Source organism: Flavobacterium olei, assembly GCF_039749035.1.
In the GTDB taxonomy this organism is placed as follows: domain Bacteria; phylum Bacteroidota; class Bacteroidia; order Flavobacteriales; family Flavobacteriaceae; genus Flavobacterium; species Flavobacterium olei.
Window position 1 is genome coordinate 85,612 of the sequence record NZ_JBDKWC010000004.1, and the last position, 20,878, is coordinate 106,489.

The following is a 20,878-nucleotide window of genomic DNA, read 5'->3' on the forward strand; positions in this document are numbered from 1 at the left end:
TTTGTCGATTTTTTAAATTATTTCAGACAAAATTAGTATATTGCTTTGTGAATTCAATAGAATATTTTAAGAAAAAGTTAATCATGTTCTGTTGGGTTTGTGTTATTTTTGCGTCTTCAATTTAAAAATTAATGCTCATTCAATGCAAAATGATATATCGGCTCCAAAGGCTAAAATAATTCCTAAAACATTAAAAAAACATAAAGAATCCAGAGTTGATAACTACTTCTGGCTAAATAACCGCGAAAACCCCGAGGTTATAGAGTATCTAAATCAGGAAAATTCTTATTATGAGAATATGACTTCTCATACCAAAAATTTGCAAAACAGTCTTTTTGAAGAAATGAAAGCTAGAATAAAAGAAGATGATTCCTCTGTTCCTTACTTTTATAATGGCTATTTTTACATTACGCGTTTTGAAACTGGTCAGGATTATCCAATTTTTGCAAGAAAAAAAGGGAGTCTTTCAGCAGAGGAAGAAATTTTATTCAACTGCAACGAAATGGCCAAAGGTTATGCTTATTTTAAACTGGGCGGATTAAGTATAAGTCCGGATAATAAATTTGCAAGTTTTGGAGTAGATTTAGTGGGAAGAAGAATCTATACCATTCAAATTAAAAATTTAGAAACAAACGAAATATTAGCGGACAGAATCGAAAATGTAACGGGAGCTTCTGTTTGGGCAAACGATAACAACACGATTTTTTACGTTAGACAGGATGAAACAACTTTAAGAGCTGATAAAGTTTTCAGACATAAACTGCAAACAGATTCAAAAGATGATGTTTTGGTTTATAATGAAACAGATGATACTTTTAATGTTTCTATTAGCAAAGAAAAATCAAGAAAATATATTGTAATTGGTTCAGGAAGTACGCTTACGACTGAATACAGAATTTTAAATTCAGATCATCCTGATGGTGAATTTCAGGTTTTTCAGCCGCGTGTACGCGGACTGGAATATAGTATTTCGCACTATGAAGATTCGTTTTATATTTTAACAAATAAAGATAAAGCGACGAATTTTAAATTAATGAAAACGCCAGAAAACAAAACAGGAAAGAAAAACTGGGTAGATTTGATTCCGCACAGAGAAGATGTTTTGTTGGAAGATATTGAGATATTTAAAAATTATTTAGTTGTAGAAGAGCGCTCAAATGGTTTAAACCACATCCGCATTATGCCCTGGAATGAAGAACCGGATTATTATCTTCCTTTTGGCAGTGAAACTTACAATGCTTATACAACAACAAATGTTGATTTTGACACCGATATATTGCGTTACAGCTATCAATCTTTAGCAACGCCTTCTTCTGTAATTGATTTCAATATGAAAACTAAAACCAAAGAAATTTTAAAAGAGCAACAGGTTTTAGGAGGAAAATTTGATAAAGAAAATTACATCGAAGAACGTGTATGGGCTACAGCCAGAGACGGAGTGAAAGTTCCTATTTCTATGGTTTACAGAAAAGGACTTGAGAAAAACGGTAAAAATCCTTTGCTGCTTTATGCCTACGGCTCGTACGGAATCACAATGGATACTTATTTCTCTTCAACCAGATTATCGCTTCTGGACCGTGGATTTGTGTATGCAATCGCCCATATCAGGGGAGGTGAGGACCTGGGAAGACAATGGTACGAAGATGGAAAACTGTTAAAAAAGAAAAATACCTTTACAGATTTCATCGATTGCTCTAAATTTGTAATAGACCAAAAGTATACTTCACCGGAACATTTATATGCTGAAGGAGGATCTGCCGGCGGACTTTTAATGGGAGTAATCGTAAATGAAGCTCCTGAATTATATAATGGAGTCATTGCTCAGGTGCCTTTTGTAGACGTAATTACCACGATGCTGGATGACAGTATTCCGCTTACAACCGGAGAGTATGACGAATGGGGTAACCCAAACAATAAAAAATATTATGATTATATGTTGTCGTATTCACCTTACGATAATGTAAAAGCACAGGATTATCCTAACATGTACGTGTCTACGGGATTGCATGATTCGCAGGTACAGTATTGGGAGCCAGCTAAATGGGTTGCAAAATTGCGGGAAATAAAAACAAATAATAATCTTTTGTTTTTAGATATCAACATGGATGCAGGGCATGGCGGGGCTTCGGGACGTTTTGAGGCTTTGAAGGACTTAGCAAAAGAATTTAGTTTTTTATTAGATTTAGAAAAAATTGAAAGCTAATTAGAAAATTTTTGTTAAATTTGCAACCTATCAAGGTTAATTAAAAAGACCTTTGATTAACTATTTTTTTATGAAAGAAGAAATAACCGCTTATAATAATGTTTTAGAGTTAATAGGTAATACTCCGCTTATTAAGCTAAATAAAATCACCGAAGAGTTAGAAGGAAATTTCTACGCAAAGGTAGAAGCTTTCAACCCAGGTCATTCCTCAAAAGATAGAATAGCATTATATATTATTGAAGAAGCCGAGAAAAAGGGAATTCTGTCGCCGGGAGATACCATTATCGAAACCACATCCGGAAATACCGGATTTAGTTTAGCAATGGTAAGCATTATTAAAGGTTACAATTGTATTTTGGCAGTAAGCTCAAAATCATCCAAAGATAAGATTGACATGTTGAGAAGTTTGGGCGCCAAAGTGTACGTCTGTCCGGCTCACGTATCGGCAGATGATGAAAGATCGTATTATAATGTTGCCAAACGTTTACATGAGGAGACAAAAGGATCAGTTTACATTAATCAATATTTCAACCAATTGAATATTGATGCTCACTACAACACTACAGGTCCTGAAATTTGGGAACAGACAAAAGGACAAATCACGCATTTAGTTGCTTGCAGCGGAACGGGAGGAACTATCTCTGGAACTGCAAAATTCTTAAAAGAAAAAAATCCAAATATTAGAATTCTCGGAGTTGATGCTTTTGGTTCTGTATTGAAAAAATACCACGAAACAAAAGAATTTGACAGTAAAGAAATTTACCCGTACCGCATAGAAGGCTTAGGTAAAAACTTAATTCCGTCTGCAACTGATTTTGATATTATTGATAAATTCATGAAAGTAACCGACGAAGAAAGTGCACACTCAGCAAGAGAAATCACTCGTAAAGAAGGTTTATTTGTTGGATATACTTCGGGAGCAGTAATGCAGGCTATAAAGCAATACGCAGAAGAAGGAGAGTTTACAAAAGACAGCAATATTATTGCCATCTTTCCGGATCACGGATCACGTTATATGAGTAAAGTATTTAGCGATGACTGGATGAACGAACAAGGTTTCTTTGACAGTGTTAATGAAGAAGAAGCTCAAAAAATTGAATTTATAAAGTAAAATATTTACTATCGCAATAAAACTCCATTCTAACAGAATGGAGTTTTTTTTTGCTCCCTAATATGTAATGTTAATTTCTTTTAGATTTTATAATGAACTTTAAAAAATAACGTGTTTATACGTAAGAAATTAGAAAACACATTAAAATAAGTGCATTTTTTTAATATTATTTTTAAAGTTTATAAAATGCTGTTTGTCGACAAAAAAGCAATGATTTGGTTATTTTAACGAGTATTTGTGTAGGTTGTCGGGAATATTTCCGTCAGCTATCATAATAATATAGTTTAGTGTATTGAAATGGCATAAGTCGTTTAATCCTTAAAATTCAATTATTATGAGAAAATTTCTACTGACATTGTTGTTTGTAAGTTATTTTAATGCCGATGCACAAACACCAATTCAGGAATTTAACTTTAATGGTACATTAAACAATACTACCAATACTATCTCCTTCATGGGTACTGACAATTTCGTTGCTGATAGGGCGGGAGTTGTTAAAGGCGCTCAACGTTTAAATAATAAAGCTCTTGAGGCGGTAATAGATGATCTTCCTCAGGGAAAGAGTGCGCGCACAATAAGTATTTGGGTGAAGTTTAATGATATTGCAAGTGCAAATTATATCTGGGGATACGGCAATCCGTATAATGCGCAGTACTGCGGCCTTTTACAACAAGGGACAACTAACTCTAATTCTGATCTAAGTTTAGCGGCGTGGGGTGCTTCTAATGATGTGATAGTTTCTACGCCACTTGAAAAATATGTATGGTACAATTATACAATTACTTATGAAGGCACTACATCTAAAATATATCGTGATGGAAAATTATTAAAGTTTTTGGAAGGAATGACTAGAGCGACCAATGGAAATGTTTTTAGATTGGGCGAAATAAATACATCAATAGGAATTAATGCAGATGTTGACGATTTAAAAGTGTTTGATATTGCTTTAACAGCAGAGCAGGTAAATGAATTGTATGAAGGTGAAAAACCTCTTACGGCTGTTGGGCCGTCTTTAGAAACTAAAAGCACCAAAGCTATGGTTACGAGAGGGAAAAACGTAAAGTCTGCTAATGCTTCAATAGTAACATCCGGTGATGTTAATGGAGTAACAAAAAATATAGAGGTTTATTCGCAGGGACAAAAAATAGTAGGTAGTAATGCTATGAATATTAACGATCTTCCCGAAGGAACCTATTTGTTGAAAATTACAAGTGCTCCTGCTAAAAAAGTCACTTCTAAATAAAATAATTGAAATTATAATTTTGGTTAATTTTTCCTGCTGCTTCGGAATACAATTTTTGAAATAGTAAAAAGACCTTTTGAAAGCCTCAAAAGGCCTTTTTGTCTATGAGAGAAATTTATTTTGCATTGCAATAGAAAATTATAAGTAATGTAAAATTAATTTAGAAGAGAATTGTGTAATTATATGCATGAATTATTTTGTGAAGCTGAATTAAAATTATAATTTTAACAAAATTTGTAAAAAATAATATGCAAAACTCTGAATGAGCAATTTACTGACTTATAGTTTTGTATCTAATAATAAAAATTTAATATAATACTTTTCTAAAATAAATTCTTATGAAAAAAATAGTACTCACCTTGATATTTGCAGTTTTTTTAAAGGCCAATGCGCAAAATCCGGTGCAGGAATTTAATTTCAATGGAAATTTAAACAGTGCTGATATTTCTACGTCTTTCTTAGGAACGCCTGTTTTTGTAAATGACAGATCGGGAACTCCCAAAGGGGCTTTAAGACTTATTAATAAAGGATTTCAGAGTGTAGTTGGCGATCTTCCGCAAGGCAATAAGCCCAAAACTATTTCGGTTTGGGTAAAATTTAATGCGGTCAATACGGCGAATTATATTTTTAATTATGGTACACCAGTAAACGGACAATATTTTGCATTAATCCAACAACCGGCAACTTCCGGAACTTCTGATCTTAGTTTAGTGGGGTGGGGCGACAAAAACAATGTTATCGTTTCTGTTCCGCTTGTAAAAGACACCTGGTACATGTACACTGTCTCTTATGATGGAAATGTCTCGAAGATTTATCGAAATGGTGAGCTATTAAAATCAGTTGACGGGATTCAGAGAATGGCAAAAGGTTATATTTTAAGTCTTGGAAAACTCAATACAGCAACCAGTATCAATGCAGATATTGATGACCTGAAATTATATAGCGTTGCCATGACAGACGAGCAGGTAATGGAAGCATATAATACCTCTAAATCAAATACTGTTGTAAGTCAGCCAAAGTCTGTTGCCGTTGCCACAGCAAAAAAAGAATTACCGTCCACTGTTAAAGCACCAGCTGCTGCGACAAATCTCATAGCGACTACGGGTAAAAATATTGAAGTTTACTCTGAAGGAAAAAAAATTATGGATAGCAACGGATCTAATCTTGGCGATTTACCTGAAGGAACTTATCTGATTAAGGTAATGAATACATCGGTAAAAAAATAACGTTTATTAGCAAAAAAAAAATAAAAGTCTTCTGAATCCGGAAGACTTTTTTTTAGTCCAATTTCCACCCAAAAGTGGTTTGAAAAACATAGTCTTCTTTTGATGATCCGGGATTCGGCTTGTTGTCGTAATTATAAATATAAGAGAGTTTGATAAAAAAATCCAAAGGCAAATCGTATTTGGTGTCCAGTGAAAAATCGGTACGGATCCTTTTACTTTCTGTGATACTAGGAAAAACGGTTACTTTTGACTGAATGCTAAAATCGCCCACATCGTAAAAATTAACATCTGTTCCCAAAAATAGCTCTAAACTTTTATTGGGTTCGCTTGTTCCTGTAAAACGTTCATGGTTAAAAGATAATCCCGAAGCAACTCCCCAGTATTTTTTATTGCTGTGTACAAGATATTTTCCATATCCGGCTTTAGATATTACACGAAGCTCAATATCCTGTTCTGTATTGGACAAAGTGGTTACGGATAAGGGAATAAAATAGTCTTTAGGGAGGAGATGCACATAACTCAAATCGGTATCAATCCTGCGTATGGGTTCGCTGTCATCCTGAATCGACTGAATCTGCTTAAAAGTTGCCGTACCATACCATCTTTTTGCCGTATAGCCTAAATTAACATTGATAGTTAATTGCTGCAGGTTCTGAGATTTTGTCAATTTTATTCCTGCATCGAAACTCGCATCCAGTCGGTCCCAGAAGCTGTTATCTACAGGTTTTATACGAACAATATCGGTAAGATCCACGATGCTTTTGGTTTGCGTTTCAATATTGGTAATCTCACATTTATATGGTGAATTGATTTTTTTGATTTTACCGTTTAACAAAACGCCATTGGAGAGATTAATGATATGAATTCTGTCTGATCCTATATTTTTTACATACTTCCATTCCACTTTAAAATCGTCCTTGCTGTAATCTGTCTCTATTTGTAAAATACCTTTGTTCATTGTTTTTATCTCTCCAACAATAATATCGTTGTTTTTTAGCACGATTGTATCATTGGTCTGACCGCTGATTTCAAGAAAAAACAAAAGAAAAAATAAAGGTAGAATTCTCTTCATATTTGTGTTTATTTCTTTGATTATCAGCTTGTAAGTATAAAGTTAGAAATAAAAACGAAATGAATTCAAAAATCATAAAAAAAATCCCACTCCAATGAATTGAAAATGGGATTAAAGATTATGTTATTACTGTAAGATATGGATTATCTTTTTTTCTGCTGACCTGGTGCATACGCTCTGGCGCTTTTATCTCCGTTCATTTTTTTGGCTTGTCCCGGTGGAATTTTACCACTAGAGCGTACATGTGTATGAGTGTGTGTATGCGTACTGCAGCCGACTACGCTTAAAATTAAAAAGATTAGCACTAAAGCGACTACGCCTATTTTGGTAAATTTTGAGGTTTGCATTTTTTTGTTTTTAATTATTTTATTTTTTCAAAAATATGTAATTGATTTCCCGTATGCAAAGTATAAATTTTATTTTCGATTATTTAGAATGCTTATTCAGTTAACCAACTATACCAAATTCAATATCTTCTATTAGAGATCCCCAAAAATACCCATTGTCATTTTTTAATAAATCTTGATCGATTTTTAATAATTCACTTTCTAAAAATTGAGCATATTTCTTGTGATTTCGATCTTCCCTATAATTACCAAATTTTTTTTCTGGAATAATAATTTGCCATAAACTATCATATGCATAGAGCTGCAAAACTAGATTTTTGAGGGATTTTGAAAGAAAAACTGCATCATCTCTAATTATCATTTTTGATGTAGTATCTAGAATTATATTGTTATAAAAAGTATTTCCAATTTTAATTTCTGTTTTTGATAATAAGAAAATGTCATTAATGAATTGAAAATCTAACACACCATTTGGTAAGCCAATTTTTGAAATAATTAAATTTTCTTCATCTGTTAATTTTTCGCTTAAATTTAATTCTATAATCCTTTTTACTAATTTATTATTAAAATACTTTGTTATTTTACTTTCAAACATCATTTTAAATTATTTAAACATATTAAAATCAACGGCTCTTTGTTCAATAGATGATTGTCTTATTAACTTTACGCTAGCATCACTTCCAATTCCTGGATAGTCATAACTATATCTTATTTCTTCATTTGGCCCAATTTTATCTAAAAACAATTTAATATCAGCCTCAGGATAACGCTCTTTAAATGGTGAATCAACTATTGATAAACAGTAATCATCTTGAGTTAAAGCAAAGTCAAGACATTTATATAACATTTTCCCATATTCCAATGTTCCTGTTTTTAATAAATGCTCCCAATAATCATCTTCAAACACTTTTTCATTATTCAATCTATGATGATGATAATAAATAAAATGAACTGCCATTCCTAAATATTTTTGAAGAGTTTTTACTTCCATTTTAGTAAATTCTATTTATTTTAAGATTATTTATATTCACTCCTCTAGAAATTAATTCTTCAATCAACCGTGTTAATGATTTTGCTGAAGTTTAGATGTATACATATCATCTTTAAAGAACTTCATTATTGTCTCACATTGTGCATTTGAACTAAGAAATGAAAATAATGCAATACAGAGAGTTAAATTTATTTTTATTATTTATCGCCTTTAATTTTTGTAATTATTTCATCTGTCAACAGAGGTGATTCCCAAATACCTAAAATATAGGTAATATTTTCTCCTAGGCTATCTTCCGCGGCGCTTCTGGGCTGGAATTCAGATGCCCATCTTTTAAATTCAATTATTACATATTCTTTTCCTTGTTGTTCAATTAAGATAATTTCCCCAGGAGAATTATATAGCTTGTTAATTCTTAAAATACTATAATTATAACCTTTATGAATTGAATGTTCTTCAATTTCAAATCCATATGTTTTAGATAAAAAGATTAATTCATCAATAGAAAAAGATTCATGTGGGTCAATAAAAGGATTCGCTATTAATCTTTTGCTATAAATTTTTCTTTCAGCAGATATAATATTCCCATCATTATTTAAGAATTTTATAGAAGGCCTTATCAATTCCGTTTTAATTGAAACTATACCCTCACTATTTTTTGTTGTGCCATTTCCAAAGTTTTCGGTTTGGATACAATAAAAATTATCTATTAGTTTCATATACATCAATTTTATCTATTAATTTGTCGATCATTAAATAATTTGTCAAAGAAAAAGTTTTTTTTACAATAAAGGATCTTCAAAGCTATTAAGAATCAATAACAGAATTATTTCTTAGGATTGTAGATTTCTCCATCTGTTCCATTCGGCCATAGGCCAAATCTTGACTTAAATTCTTATAGAGTATCTGGTCGACTCATATTACCATAAAGAAAAAGAGGATCTTCTTCTATTTTTTTTATAAGTGCTTGTTTTTTTTGTTCATCTATAATTTTTTCCCCTTCAGTCATTTCTAACCTCTAATTTTTAGATTGCTTAGCTTGATTTTCTTCGACGATGTCTAAAATGATATTTAATTGTCCTCTTTGTAAAAGTATTTCAAATATAATTGCCCAACTAAAATCTTTTTTTGGAGATTCTTCACACATTTCAACTAATATTTTTATAGTTTCACTATCCAGAATAGTTGGTAAATTCTCAGGTATAATGTATTTTTTCATTATAGTCCAATTAAATCTAAATAATATGCTAAATACCCTTCCAATTATAATTTGATCTCCTCTCGAGTCAATTATTGGGCTTGGTTCGGTAGTTTGTTTAAAACTACTGGGATTCATTAATACTTTATTAATTCTTCGTTCATTATTAATTTAAGTTAAATCTTTTAATACTTCATAAAAACAAAATACTTACATACTATAAAGCCAAAATTTATGACGGAGTTTTCAGTTTAAATCTCACTTTTGGATTTATTATATTTTAAATATCCAATCTGTCGCTCTTTGTTGTTAATGTATCTCTGTAATATCCGTCTCTTTATATAGGGTAATTTCCAAAGATTATAGTATTCTAAGTTAATAAAACGATCTTCTTTTTTTAGTTCATTAAATAAATCATAAGCTAACATCCAGCCATCATTTGATGTATATTTTTGGAGTAGATTTTCAGCGCTTATATTTAATTCATCTAATTCCTCTTTTGTTATAATTTTTTCGGGTATTAAATAATCATAGAGTAATAAGTTCGCATAATCTTTTATTTCAAAATTTGTATATTCCTCTGGATTAATTAGTAATTGACTTTCTTTTGCAATATTTACCCAATCAAAATTTACATCATCGATTGCCTCAACAAAATTTTTCAATAAATCTGGTTGAATTATCATACCATTATCAATAGCGTTATTAAGCATACTAACACTATCATTATAAGGTAACCACCAATCTTCTGCAAAGTTTGCTAATGCTAAGATTAAATTTTCGCAATTTCTTTTCATTTTAAAAAGCTCAGAACATTCATAATTAGTTTGTCTCACAGGTTATTTATTAATCATAATATGATTTAATGTATGGGGTTTCGTTAAATAATTCGTCAGTCATGATATGTTATAATTCCGTTTTATTTTCTTCATCATCTAAAAAAATCATATCTGATTGTTTTAGATATAGATGATATAAAGTTAACTTTTCTTCAGCATAAGGTTGAAATAAAGCCTTAAGACTTGTAAAATTAGAAGGCTTTTGGTTTTTATTTTTGTATCGTTTTTTAGCTTATTACACTAAGAACTATGAATAACATTACTAGTACTATTACTGCGAATTTTGTGTAACTAATTTAGTTCTTCAATATTAGTTCGTAAAGCTGGAGCTTCATTCCTTAGAAGGAACCATGCATTAAAACCATTAGGTTCTTTAACCAAAACTTTGAATTCAGCACTGGAAGTAGATAAATCTGTAGCAAAAAACGCAACAGGGCAAGGATCCCCAGGCCCTGCTTTCATAATTAGTTGTGTTAATAGCAGTAAATAAAAAAAGAATCTTTTTGTTATATTTTTCATTTAGTTTATTTTAAAGTAAGTACTTATAAATTTATCATCTTTTTTTTGGAGTAACTCCATTTGTAATTGATTTGATTGGTAATCCTGTCCTCTGTATAGCCATCGAAAAAAATCCGGATATAAGCCAGTAATGTTTCTCTCATCAATAATTTTTTGTTTTTCTAAATCATATATAAAATAAATATTAGAAAATGCCTGAATAATTAAAACCTGAGTGGCATCAATTAAGTATGCCCATTCAATATCAAAACCTTCTTCAAATTTTATTTTTTTGTTTTGTAAGGTTGCAAGATCAGTTACGATTAAGCTTCTTTTATTAATTAATAAATGAGTTTCCGGATAGAAAAAGCTTCCAACTAAACTGTCCTGGATTGTATTTCCATTTTCTCTAAAAGATACTTTTAAACTTGTTTTATTAAAGTTCTCCGTATTCAATAAAATAAAATCTTTGCATGGTATAAAGGCGAAATTTTTGACAGGATGTTCTGTATCAATTTTCTCACTTAACGTGCATTGAATTGTATCTACAGAAAACAATTCTCTAGTTCTGTCTATTCCATCAATTAATATGGAATAAAATACGAGTTCCTGACCTCTGTTTGGTTCTTCCCATCCTTTGTAAACAAACTCTATTTTTTTATTTAGATTTTTATATAAATCTAAATTTTTAACTTTTTTTAATTCAATCATAATCTAATTGCTGAAGCTTTATGGTCTGTAAATAATTTCCAGTCCTCTTAAATAGAAGTAGTAAAGTGATTGTGGCAATTTTTGAGTTTGGAGTTTTTTTTAATTGATTTCCAAATATCCAAAGCATAAATTTTATTTATTGTTATTTATAATTCTTATTCCATTATATAGCTCACAAAATCCTCTCTTTTATCATAAGGAATATCATAATGTAGAGATTTTAATATCATTGTATTCCATGGTTTCCATACATCAGAAAGTTCAGTGTTTGTAACTTTGTAATGTTCCTGAATTCCTTCTACAAAATAATCTTTTAGAGGAAGGTCCAAAATTCGTACTTTTCCATCTTGTGTGAGGGCCACTTTGTACTCTAAATCATTTTTTTCATTAATATGAAAAGTAAATACACCACTATCCCAAGAACTTAAATATTCCAAGTCTCCATCCGAATCATATTGTGTAGGTATAAGGTTATTATCTTTCTCATATTCGAATATCATCGACATCATTCGCTCATTTACCCATTGGTAAAAGACTTCTGCGTAATCTAATAAATTTTTATATGCTTTCTCACTTTCCCATTTATATGAAACAGTGTATGAGCCATCATTTTTAATTTTGTATCTTACAATGTTAAATTGATCATTTGAATCAATTTTGGATTTAAAATGTTCAAAAACTTGTCTCTCATATGGATAAAGTTCTTTTCCATCTAAACTTCCTTCTTTTTTGTTGATATCTTCAAAATAGTATGTATAGATATCATAGCTGCCTCCAATGGTAAAAATAAATTTCACTTCCAAAATATCATATGAAAATTCTTTGTAGTACTCATAAAAAGCTTTAACTATTTCTTGTTCTTTCATATCTATTTTTTTATGGATTTGTAATGGCTCTTTTACTTAGTATAGTAGCTTTAACACCATCAATATATTTATATATCTACTCTTGTTGAAGTAGGTCTTTTTTGATGATCCATCAAAATGAAACTCCATCTCTACTTTAATTTTTTTGTTAGCATTAGCTTTTTTAAAATCAGATAAGGCTTTTTCCATATTAAACCAGTCTCCACCAGCTCTGTTTTGCACAATATTTTTTGCGAGAAATATCCATGCTATAAAATTTATTACTGTAATCTTATTCCATTATATAGCTCACAAAATCCTCTCTTTTATCATAAGGAATATCATAATGTAGAGATTTTAATTTCATTGTATTCCAGGATTTCCATACATCAGAAAGTTCGGTGTTTGTAACTTTGTAATGTTCCAGAATTCCTTCTATAAAATAATCTTTTACAGGAAGGTCCAAAATTCGTTCTTTTCCATCTTGTGTGAGGGCCACTTTGTACTCTAAATCATTTTTTTCATTAATATGAAAAGTAAATACACCACTATCCCAAGAACTTAAATATTCCAAGTCTCCATCCGAATCATATTGTGTAGGTATAAGATTATTATCTTTCTCATATTCGAATATCATGGACATCATTCGCTCATTTACCCATTGGTAAAAGACATCTGCTGTATTTAATAAATCTTGCTTTTCTTTTGTGATATCCCAATATTGTTCCTGAGAATAGGTTTTGTCATTGTTTATTTCTATGATAAAGCGATTAAATCTTTTTTCAGTATGAATAGTCTCTTCGAAATATTCAGATATTTTTTCTACTTCATCATCAATAGGACCAGAGCTTTTATTTGTGGAAGTTGTCGTTTCAGATAAATATCTTACCAAAAATTTGTAGCTGCCCGATGCCGTGAATTCATATTGTATACGTAATTTTTCATATGGATATTCATTATAATAATTATAAAAAGCTTCTACAACTGTAACTAAATTTATACTCATTTTTTTAAGCTTATTTAATTTTTTAACACTTAGAACTTCATCACTATCTAATATTCTAAATTCGACTATTCTTTACTATGCTGTTGCTTTATTCAATTATTGCATAATTTCTTGTTTTCTTCATTAAAACTATTTCTCCAAACTTAGTATGCAAATTAATTCTTTGTTATATTGAATACATTAGATCTATAAATATTAACATTGCAAGCAGGAATTGATAAAAAAAAGCCCTGGAAAATTCCAGAGCTTTAAATATATTAAATAAAAGAAAAATTATTCCTCTTTCATCGTATGATAAACGTTCATCACGTCATCATCCTCTTCAATTTTTTCGATTAATTTTTCAACATCCGCGATTTGAGCTTCCGTTAATTCTTTTGTAATTTGTGGAATACGCTCAAAACCAGAAGATAAAATTTCAAGGCCTCTGTTTTCAAGTTCTTTTTGCAAAGCACCAAAACTTCCAAAAGGAGCGTAGATTAAAATTCCGTCTTCGTCTTCAAAAACCTCTTCGGCACCAAAATCAATTAGCTCTAATTCTAATTCCTCAGGATCCAGATTTCCTTTTGCAATTCTGAAGTTACAGGTATGATCAAACATAAACTCAACAGAACCCTGAGTTCCCATTGTTCCGTTACATTTATTAAAATAGCTTCGAATATTGGCCACTGTTCTGTTATTGTTATCAGAAGCAGTTTCAATTAAAATTGCGATTCCGTGAGGCGCGTAGCCTTCAAACAAAATTTCTTTATAGTTGGCAGTATCTTTATTACTTGCATTTTTTATCGCGCGCTCCACATTGTCCTTTGGCATGTTGGCAGCTTTCGCATTTTGTATAACAGCTCTTAATCTAGAATTGGCATCCGGATTTGGACCGCCTTCTTTAACAGCCATTACGATGTCTTTACCAATTCTGGTAAAAGTCTTGGCCATTGCAGACCAACGTTTCATTTTTCTTCCTTTTCTAAATTCGAATGCTCTTCCCATTTCTAATTTTTAGTTTTGTGATGCAAAAATACGGTTATTCCTTATTTTTCCAAAAACAAATAAGATAGTTTTTTTGTTTTTTTAGTTTCAGCATTCTGGTCAGGTAAATTATTTAGCAGCTCCGTTAAACTCATTAATAATATTGACAGCTTCATTGAGATACGGATTGGTTTTGAGATTATCCATCTGGCCCTGATTAATCATTTTATCGGTCGGATAAGCGCCCAGTAAAAACTGATTGATACTCGAGTTGTAGACATCCAGCGGATTATTTTCATCATTAAAAGTATTGATTTCTGTCCAAAGCGCATTTAATGTTTTTTTCTGTTTGAAAACCGCGTCCAGTGTCATCAGAACCTCAGCTTTTGGGGTATTCACGAGCTGATCTATTTTGAAATTGATCTTTTTAATGTTGTTAAAAAAGTAATTATCTGTGAGTCGGGCAGAACTGTTTTTCGCAATTTTGTCGATTAAATTTCGTTTTACGTAAGTTTTATATTTTAAGAAAGGCTCAATACTGTCATTTTTTATGGCAGTCGGAAAATCACTTTCTTTCTGATAAATATCTTCATAAAACTCCGGCAGTACAACATCGGGTCTTACACCTTTATACTGATGGCTTTTTCCGGTAATTCGGTAAAATTTATTAATAGTAATTTTTAAGAAATCGGTATTTTTTTGTTCGTCAAGCGGAAGAATGGTCTGCATTGTAGCTTTTCCCAGTGTATTGCTTCCTAATAATAGGGCGCGATTGTAATCCTGCATGATAGAAGAGAAAAATTCGCTTGCAGAAGCGGTATTGCTGTTTACCAAGACCACAATCGGACCTCTGTAAATCACACCTTTGATAGGATCATTAATAACCGACTTTTCCTTTCTGTTGTCGACTACAATCGAAAGCGGCCCGGAATCTACGAACATTCCCGCCAGTTTAATAGCCTCTTCCATAGAACCACCGCCGTTGTCTATTAAGTCAATAACAAGTCCTTTAATGTTATCACGCTCGAGTTTAATAACCTCGCGTGCTACATCATCTGCACAACCTTTTCTGCTGTTACCGTCTAAATCTGCGTAGAAACTCGGAATTTTGATGTAGCCAATTTTACTGTCTTTACCGATAATAAAACTGAAAACAGAGTTCTCTTCGTCTTTCATCATCTGTTTTTCGATATAAACATCAAAACTTTTACCGGAATTGCGTTTTAAAGTCAGTGTAATCTGTTTGTTTGTTTCAGACAAAATCATCGTCGAAATAGATTCTAAAGAAGCACAGGAAACCTGTAGAGTCTCTTTCTGATTGGAAATCGAAATAATCTGATCACCTTTTTTTACCTGTCCCGTTTGAAATGCCGGTCCGTTTGGATCTACTTCATCAATAATAATTTCGTTTTTCTCATTCAGGTTGACAGTCATTCCCAGAGATAAATGTTCTTTGGATAAAGAAGCGACAAAACTAGTTTTAGAATCGTCACTAAAATAAGCTGTATGCGGATCAAAATAGGTACAGAAAAAATTATAGAATTTCTCTTCCTGCTTGGTATTGGTGTCCAACAGAGTGTTAAAACGACAAATTTCGTTAGCAAGAATTTTATCTTTTGAAACCATTTCGATAGACTTAAAATTGGTTTTAAGAGAATCGAGATTATCACTTGTTTCTGCGATTTCGTCTAAAATTTGATAACGCAGCTTTTTTGTCCAGACTCTCTCCATGTCTTCTTTTTTAAGATAAAAAGCAAAGGATTTTTTATAAAAACGAATGGTATCTTTTTTAGCGTAATCAATAGGGGCAGACTGAATTTTTTCTAAAACTTTCTTAGTACGCAAAAGTCCATTTACATAATGGGCTTTTATGTCGGTAAGAAAGCTGCAGTCATTTTTCAGAATCAGATCATCGAGATTGTAACGGTATTTTTTGGACAATTCGTCATATTCGCTTTTAAAAAAGATATTGCGTGACGGATCAAGATCGCTAATGAGATTATCAAAAACAAAAACAGATAAACTGTCATCGACTGGTTTTGGTCTTAAATGTTCGGCCTGAATCAGCGCATTTATTTTGTTTACAATTTCACAGGTTTCTGCACTATTCTGACCTAAAAATACAGTTGATGTCAGCAAAAAAAGGAACAGTGAAATCTTTTTCATAAATGGAAATTCGTGGTTTTATAATTAAAGTTACAACTATTTTTTTTACAAAAAGCAGTATTTTCTTTAAATATCGATGACCAAAAGTTTTTTCACCGTGAAATGCATTTATTTGTTTGACATCAATTAAAATATTTTTTTGCCACAGATTAAAATGATTATTAAATCTATACAAAAGGAATTCACATAAACCCCTGATATATGATTTCAAAAAACAAAAGATCACCGAAATTAGTGTAAATTCGTGGCAAAGAAACCCCCAGATTTACTAAGCATATGAATAACAAGGAATCTGTGTGATCTTAGCAAACAAAAGATTAGCGTAAATTAGTGCCATTCGTGGCAAAAAAACGAACAGAAATTAGTGTAATCCGTGGCAAAAGAATAAAAAGACATAAAAAAAATGCGTTACAACTTTCATTGCAACGCATTTTAAATATAGTTTTAAAACTAATTATTTTTTATAAAACGGCAGTTTAACCACTTTTGCAGCAACATCATTTTTTCTGATTCGGATATAAATATCACTATCTACAGCACTGTTTGCAACCGTCACATAACCTAAACCAATCCCTTTATTCATAGAAGGCGACATAGTTCCCGAAGTTACAATTCCGATTACATTTCCGGCATCATCTACAATTTCATAATCATGTCTAGGCACAGCGCGTTCCTGCATTTCAAAAGCAACTAATTTTTTAGAAACACCTTCTTCTTTTTGTTTTTTCAGGTTTTCAGAATTCGTAAAATCTTTATTGAATTTTGTAATCCATCCTAAACCAGCTTCAAGCGGAGAAGTAGTATCGTTAATATCATTTCCGTAAAGACAGAAACCCATTTCAAGACGCAAAGTATCACGCGCAGCAAGTCCGATTGGTTTAATTCCAAAAGCAGCTCCGGCTTCAAAAACCTTATTCCAAACCTGTTCTGCTTCCTCATTTTTGCAGTAAATCTCAAATCCTCCAGAACCTGTATATCCTGTTGCAGAAATAATTACATGATCAATTCCGGCAAAATCACCCACTTCAAAATGATAATACGGAATCGCAGCCAAATCAACAGAAGTCAAAGACTGCATAGCCTCAACCGCTTTTGGTCCCTGAATCGCTAATAGGGAATAATCATCAGAAAGATTTCTCATTTCAACACCCAAATCATTGTGAGAAGAAATCCAGTTCCAGTCTTTTTCAATGTTAGAAGCATTTACAACCAGTAAATACTGCTCTTCTTTCATTTTGTAAATAATCAAATCATCAACAATACCGCCATCATTATTTGGCAGACAAGAATATTGCGCTCTTCCAATTGTTAAAACAGACGCATCATTTGAGGTCACTTTCTGGATCAAAGCCAAAGCATTTGGACCCGTCAATAAAAATTCTCCCATGTGCGAAACATCAAAGACACCAACAGCATTACGAACTGTTTCATGTTCTGCATTAACTCCTTCGTATGTAATTGGCATATTATAACCCGCAAAAGGAAGCATTTTTGCTCCTAAACCTTCATGTATGTGCGTAAGCGCAGTATTTTTCATTGTGATGTTTTATAAAATTGTTTTGCAAATCTATTCAAAAAATATCTAATTTGAATCGCCTAAATTATAAATTTCGCAATATTTAGAAGCTATTTCCTGCTATCCGCTATATCTTTTACTTTTTAAAGAAAAAAGTAAAGGATACTCCATGAGCTTCGGGACTATCAGGGCCAGGACAGTCAGTTTCAAAAGAAGAATTCTGGTTTCATTTTTTTCAGTAACTTTAGTATATAAAAGATAGGGTTTTCAATTTAGCTATGTTTATCAAAAAAGTAAAACACCTTTTGAAATAAAATTACTATTCCGTTCCGATACTTTTGAATCGAGGCTATGTGTTTAAAAATATATTTATGAAGATGAAAGAACCGTATTTAATTACCAAGGAAGAAATTGTAAAATTATACAAGCCAATAGATTCCAAAGCACACAAAGGAACGCAGGGCCACGCACTGATAATTGCCGGAAGTTACGGTAAAATCGGAGCCGCCGTTTTAGCATCCAAATCCTGCTTAAAATCGGGATGCGGACTCGTAACGACTTTTACACCAAAATGCGGTTACCAGATCCTTCAAATCTCAATTCCCGAAGTTATGGTTGTAACCGATGAAAATGTAAATTTCATCACCAATATCCATTTTTCAATAATTCCGCAAGCCGTCGGAATCGGACCCGGAATAGGAAAGGAGCTCGGAACCCAAAAGGCCTTATTTGAATTTTTAAGAATCAATAAAGCACCGCTTGTTCTCGATGCTGATGCTTTAAATATTATTTCAGAAAATATATCCTGGCTGGAATTAGTTCCCGAAAACACGATTCTGACACCTCATCCAAAAGAGCTGGAACGCTTAATAGGAAAATGGAATTCAGAATCGGAAAAATTTCAGAAAACAATCGCTTTTTCAGAAAAATACAAAGTCATTGTCATTATGAAAGGTGCCCCGACATATATCATCAACAGGACTTCGGTTTACCAAAACACAACCGGAAACGCCGCACTCGCAACAGCCGGAAGCGGAGATGTCTTAACCGGAATTCTGACAAGTCTGCTCGCACAAGGCTATGAACCTAAATATGCTTCAAAATTCGGCGTATATCTCCACGGCTTAACAGCCGATTTAGCACTGCCAAATTTTGGTTACGAATCTTTTACGGCTTCCACAATTATTAAATATTTAGGAAAAGCTTTTTTGCAATTAGATAATTAGAAAATTAGATAATTAGACAATGTGTCAAATAGATAATCTGCTTATATCAGCTTAAATCTTTTTAAATCTGCGTGAAACAAAAAACTTTGCGCCTTCGCGACTTTGCGAGCTATTTTGCATTTCAGAATGGCGTTCTTAAATCTTGGCGCTCTTTACTCTTAGAAAAAATCTAGAATCTACCCTCTAAAATCTAAAATCAAAAATTTGTAAGTTTGTAATGTCAAAGATTAGAAACTTAGCAGCTTAGTTTCTTAGCGTCTTAGAATCTTTAAAAAATGGAAAACAACTTCGATCTCAGAACGGTAAACGTTACCCGTTATATAACACCACTGCGCGAAGGCGGATCTTTGCCCGCTTTGGCAGAAGCCGATGACGATTTTAAATACGTCTTAAAATTCAGAGGCGCCGGTCACGGTGTAAAAGCATTGATTGCCGAATTAGTGGGCGGACAAATCGCAAAAGCCTTAAAATTACAATTACCCGAACTGGTTTTTGCCAATCTCGATGAAGCCTTTGGAAGAACCGAAGCCGATGAAGAAATTCAGGATCTGCTGCAGGGCAGTCAGGGATTAAATCTGGCGCTTCATTTTTTATCTGGTGCCATAACTTTTGATCCTGTTGTAACTACTGTAGATGATAAATTAGCTTCGCAGATTGTCTGGCTGGATGCTTATATTACCAATGTAGACAGAACTTTCAAAAACACCAATATGCTGATTTGGCACAAAGAATTATGGCTCATAGATCACGGAGCGTGTCTGTATTTTCATCATTCCTGGAACAATTGGGAGCAGCATGCCAAAAGTCCGTTTGCTTTGATCAAAGATCATGTTTTATTGCCGCAGGCTTCCTTGTTACAAGAAGTCGATGCCGAATTTAAAGCCATTTTGACTCCGGAAATCCTGGAAGAAATTGTCAATACTATTCCGCTGGACTGGCTGCAGTGGGAAGATGCAGACGAAACGCCTGAAGGCTTGCGAAATGTATACCTGCAGTTTTTAAAGACCCGTTTAGCTCATTCAGAAATCTTTGTAAATCAGGCTAAAAATGCAAGATAATCACTTATATGAGTATGCCGTGATTCGTGTTGTACCAAGAGTAGAACGCGAAGAATTCCTGAATATCGGAATCATTTTATTTTGTAAAAAAGCGAAATTTATAAAAGTATTGGCGCACATCGACGATGCCAAAGTACAAGCGCTTTCCAGCGATTTTGATATCCAGCAATTGCATTGTAATGTAACAGCTCTAAAAAAGATAGCAGCAGGAGACAAAGACGGAGGTCCAATAGCAGAATTTGAAATTCCCGAACGTTTTCGCTGGTTAACAGCAATTAGAAGTTCTGCAATCCAGACGTCAAGACCGCATCCTGGTTTGTGTCAGGATTTAGAAAAAACGATTAATCGCTTGTTTGAAGAGTTGGTTCTCTAGAAAAGGTTCAAAGGTTCAAAGGAACATATGAGCAAAGATTTAAATCAGGAAATACACTCATTTTTGTCATCCCGAGGAACGAGGGATCTCCGTAAGTAGCTCGACAAAGATTGACGATACACTGCATGGGGTTACTTGTGGAGATCCTTCGTTCCTCGGGATGACAAACTATGCGTTTAATTTATTTTAAAAAAAACTTCGCGACTTTGCGAGATTAAAAAAAGAAAACTTTGCTCCCGATAGCTATCGGGATTGCGTAACTCTTAGCACACTTCACGGTTAA

The 20,878-nt window shown here is 32.6% G+C and carries 21 protein-coding genes; 7 read left to right on the forward strand and 14 right to left on the reverse strand.

Annotation, left to right across the window (positions count from 1 at the left end):
• Positions 1-142 precede the first annotated feature (142 nt).
• The 4 genes from ABEB31_RS11295 to ABEB31_RS11310 all read left to right on the forward strand — a co-directional run bounded on the left by ABEB31_RS11295 (position 143) and on the right by ABEB31_RS11310 (position 5,783).
• Positions 143-2,203, forward strand: a complete 2,061-nt coding sequence (locus ABEB31_RS11295; RefSeq protein ID WP_347051770.1) for a S9 family peptidase — start codon at positions 143-145, stop codon at positions 2,201-2,203.
• Between the two features lie 70 nt (positions 2,204-2,273).
• Positions 2,274-3,314, forward strand: coding sequence for a cysteate synthase (gene capA / locus ABEB31_RS11300; RefSeq protein WP_347051771.1), 1,041 nt, complete (start codon positions 2,274-2,276; stop codon positions 3,312-3,314).
• A 334-nt stretch (positions 3,315-3,648) separates the two neighbouring features.
• The gene (locus ABEB31_RS11305) at positions 3,649-4,557 is read left to right on the forward strand and encodes a LamG-like jellyroll fold domain-containing protein (protein ID WP_347051772.1); all 909 of its coding nucleotides are present in this window, start codon (positions 3,649-3,651) and stop codon (positions 4,555-4,557) included.
• A gap of 338 nt (positions 4,558-4,895) precedes the next feature.
• Entirely contained in the window at positions 4,896-5,783 is an 888-nt protein-coding gene (locus ABEB31_RS11310; protein ID WP_347051773.1) for a LamG domain-containing protein, read from the forward strand.
• 52 nt (positions 5,784-5,835) lie between these two features.
• On the opposite strand, the gene ABEB31_RS11315 is transcribed toward ABEB31_RS11310, so the two are convergent.
• The 14 genes from ABEB31_RS11315 to gcvT all read right to left on the reverse strand — a co-directional run bounded on the left by ABEB31_RS11315 (position 5,836) and on the right by gcvT (position 17,959).
• Positions 5,836-6,855, reverse strand: coding sequence for a DUF481 domain-containing protein (locus tag ABEB31_RS11315; RefSeq protein WP_347051774.1), 1,020 nt, complete (start codon positions 6,853-6,855; stop codon positions 5,836-5,838).
• A gap of 143 nt (positions 6,856-6,998) precedes the next feature.
• Complete coding sequence (locus ABEB31_RS11320) at positions 6,999-7,202, reverse strand: hypothetical protein (RefSeq protein ID WP_347051775.1); 204 nt, start codon at positions 7,200-7,202, stop codon at positions 6,999-7,001.
• A 100-nt stretch (positions 7,203-7,302) separates the two neighbouring features.
• Positions 7,303-7,800 (reverse strand): hypothetical protein, encoded by a 498-nt coding sequence (locus ABEB31_RS11325; protein WP_347051776.1) that lies wholly within the window; start codon positions 7,798-7,800, stop codon positions 7,303-7,305.
• 6 nt (positions 7,801-7,806) lie between these two features.
• On the reverse strand, positions 7,807-8,193 hold the full coding sequence (locus ABEB31_RS11330; protein ID WP_347051777.1) for a hypothetical protein: 387 nt from the start codon (positions 8,191-8,193) through the stop codon (positions 7,807-7,809).
• Between the two features lie 197 nt (positions 8,194-8,390).
• Complete coding sequence (locus tag ABEB31_RS11335; protein WP_347051778.1) at positions 8,391-8,912, reverse strand: hypothetical protein; 522 nt, start codon at positions 8,910-8,912, stop codon at positions 8,391-8,393.
• Positions 8,913-9,211: 299 nt separating this feature from the next.
• Positions 9,212-9,412, reverse strand: coding sequence for a hypothetical protein (locus ABEB31_RS11340; RefSeq protein ID WP_347051779.1), 201 nt, complete (start codon positions 9,410-9,412; stop codon positions 9,212-9,214).
• A gap of 230 nt (positions 9,413-9,642) precedes the next feature.
• Complete coding sequence (locus tag ABEB31_RS11345; protein WP_347051780.1) at positions 9,643-10,227, reverse strand: hypothetical protein; 585 nt, start codon at positions 10,225-10,227, stop codon at positions 9,643-9,645.
• A 294-nt stretch (positions 10,228-10,521) separates the two neighbouring features.
• Positions 10,522-10,749, reverse strand: a complete 228-nt coding sequence (locus ABEB31_RS11350; protein WP_347051781.1) for a hypothetical protein — start codon at positions 10,747-10,749, stop codon at positions 10,522-10,524.
• Positions 10,750-11,439 (reverse strand): hypothetical protein, encoded by a 690-nt coding sequence (locus ABEB31_RS11355; protein WP_347051782.1) that lies wholly within the window; start codon positions 11,437-11,439, stop codon positions 10,750-10,752.
• 155 nt (positions 11,440-11,594) lie between these two features.
• Positions 11,595-12,305, reverse strand: a complete 711-nt coding sequence (locus ABEB31_RS11360; protein ID WP_347051783.1) for a hypothetical protein — start codon at positions 12,303-12,305, stop codon at positions 11,595-11,597.
• 271 nt (positions 12,306-12,576) lie between these two features.
• Entirely contained in the window at positions 12,577-13,290 is a 714-nt protein-coding gene (locus ABEB31_RS11365; protein ID WP_347051784.1) for a hypothetical protein, read from the reverse strand.
• Positions 13,291-13,563: 273 nt separating this feature from the next.
• On the reverse strand, positions 13,564-14,277 hold the full coding sequence (locus tag ABEB31_RS11370; RefSeq protein WP_007811539.1) for a YebC/PmpR family DNA-binding transcriptional regulator: 714 nt from the start codon (positions 14,275-14,277) through the stop codon (positions 13,564-13,566).
• 108 nt (positions 14,278-14,385) lie between these two features.
• Positions 14,386-16,422, reverse strand: a complete 2,037-nt coding sequence (locus ABEB31_RS11375) for a S41 family peptidase (RefSeq protein WP_347051785.1) — start codon at positions 16,420-16,422, stop codon at positions 14,386-14,388.
• 454 nt (positions 16,423-16,876) lie between these two features.
• Positions 16,877-17,959 carry a glycine cleavage system aminomethyltransferase GcvT gene (gene gcvT / locus ABEB31_RS11380; RefSeq protein ID WP_347051786.1) on the reverse strand — a complete coding sequence of 361 codons (1,083 nt, stop codon included), beginning with the start codon at positions 17,957-17,959 and terminating at the stop codon, positions 16,877-16,879.
• A gap of 356 nt (positions 17,960-18,315) precedes the next feature.
• Here gcvT and ABEB31_RS11385 point away from each other — a divergent pair, with 356 nt between their 5' ends.
• The 3 genes from ABEB31_RS11385 to ABEB31_RS11395 all read left to right on the forward strand — a co-directional run bounded on the left by ABEB31_RS11385 (position 18,316) and on the right by ABEB31_RS11395 (position 20,595).
• Complete coding sequence (locus ABEB31_RS11385) at positions 18,316-19,164, forward strand: NAD(P)H-hydrate dehydratase (protein ID WP_347052240.1); 849 nt, start codon at positions 18,316-18,318, stop codon at positions 19,162-19,164.
• Between the two features lie 275 nt (positions 19,165-19,439).
• Positions 19,440-20,222 (forward strand): HipA family kinase, encoded by a 783-nt coding sequence (locus tag ABEB31_RS11390; RefSeq protein WP_347051787.1) that lies wholly within the window; start codon positions 19,440-19,442, stop codon positions 20,220-20,222.
• On the forward strand, positions 20,212-20,595 hold the full coding sequence (locus ABEB31_RS11395) for a DUF3037 domain-containing protein (protein WP_347051788.1): 384 nt from the start codon (positions 20,212-20,214) through the stop codon (positions 20,593-20,595). Before ABEB31_RS11390 ends, ABEB31_RS11395 begins: the two co-directional genes overlap by 11 nt.
• Positions 20,596-20,878: the final 283 nt, after the last annotated feature.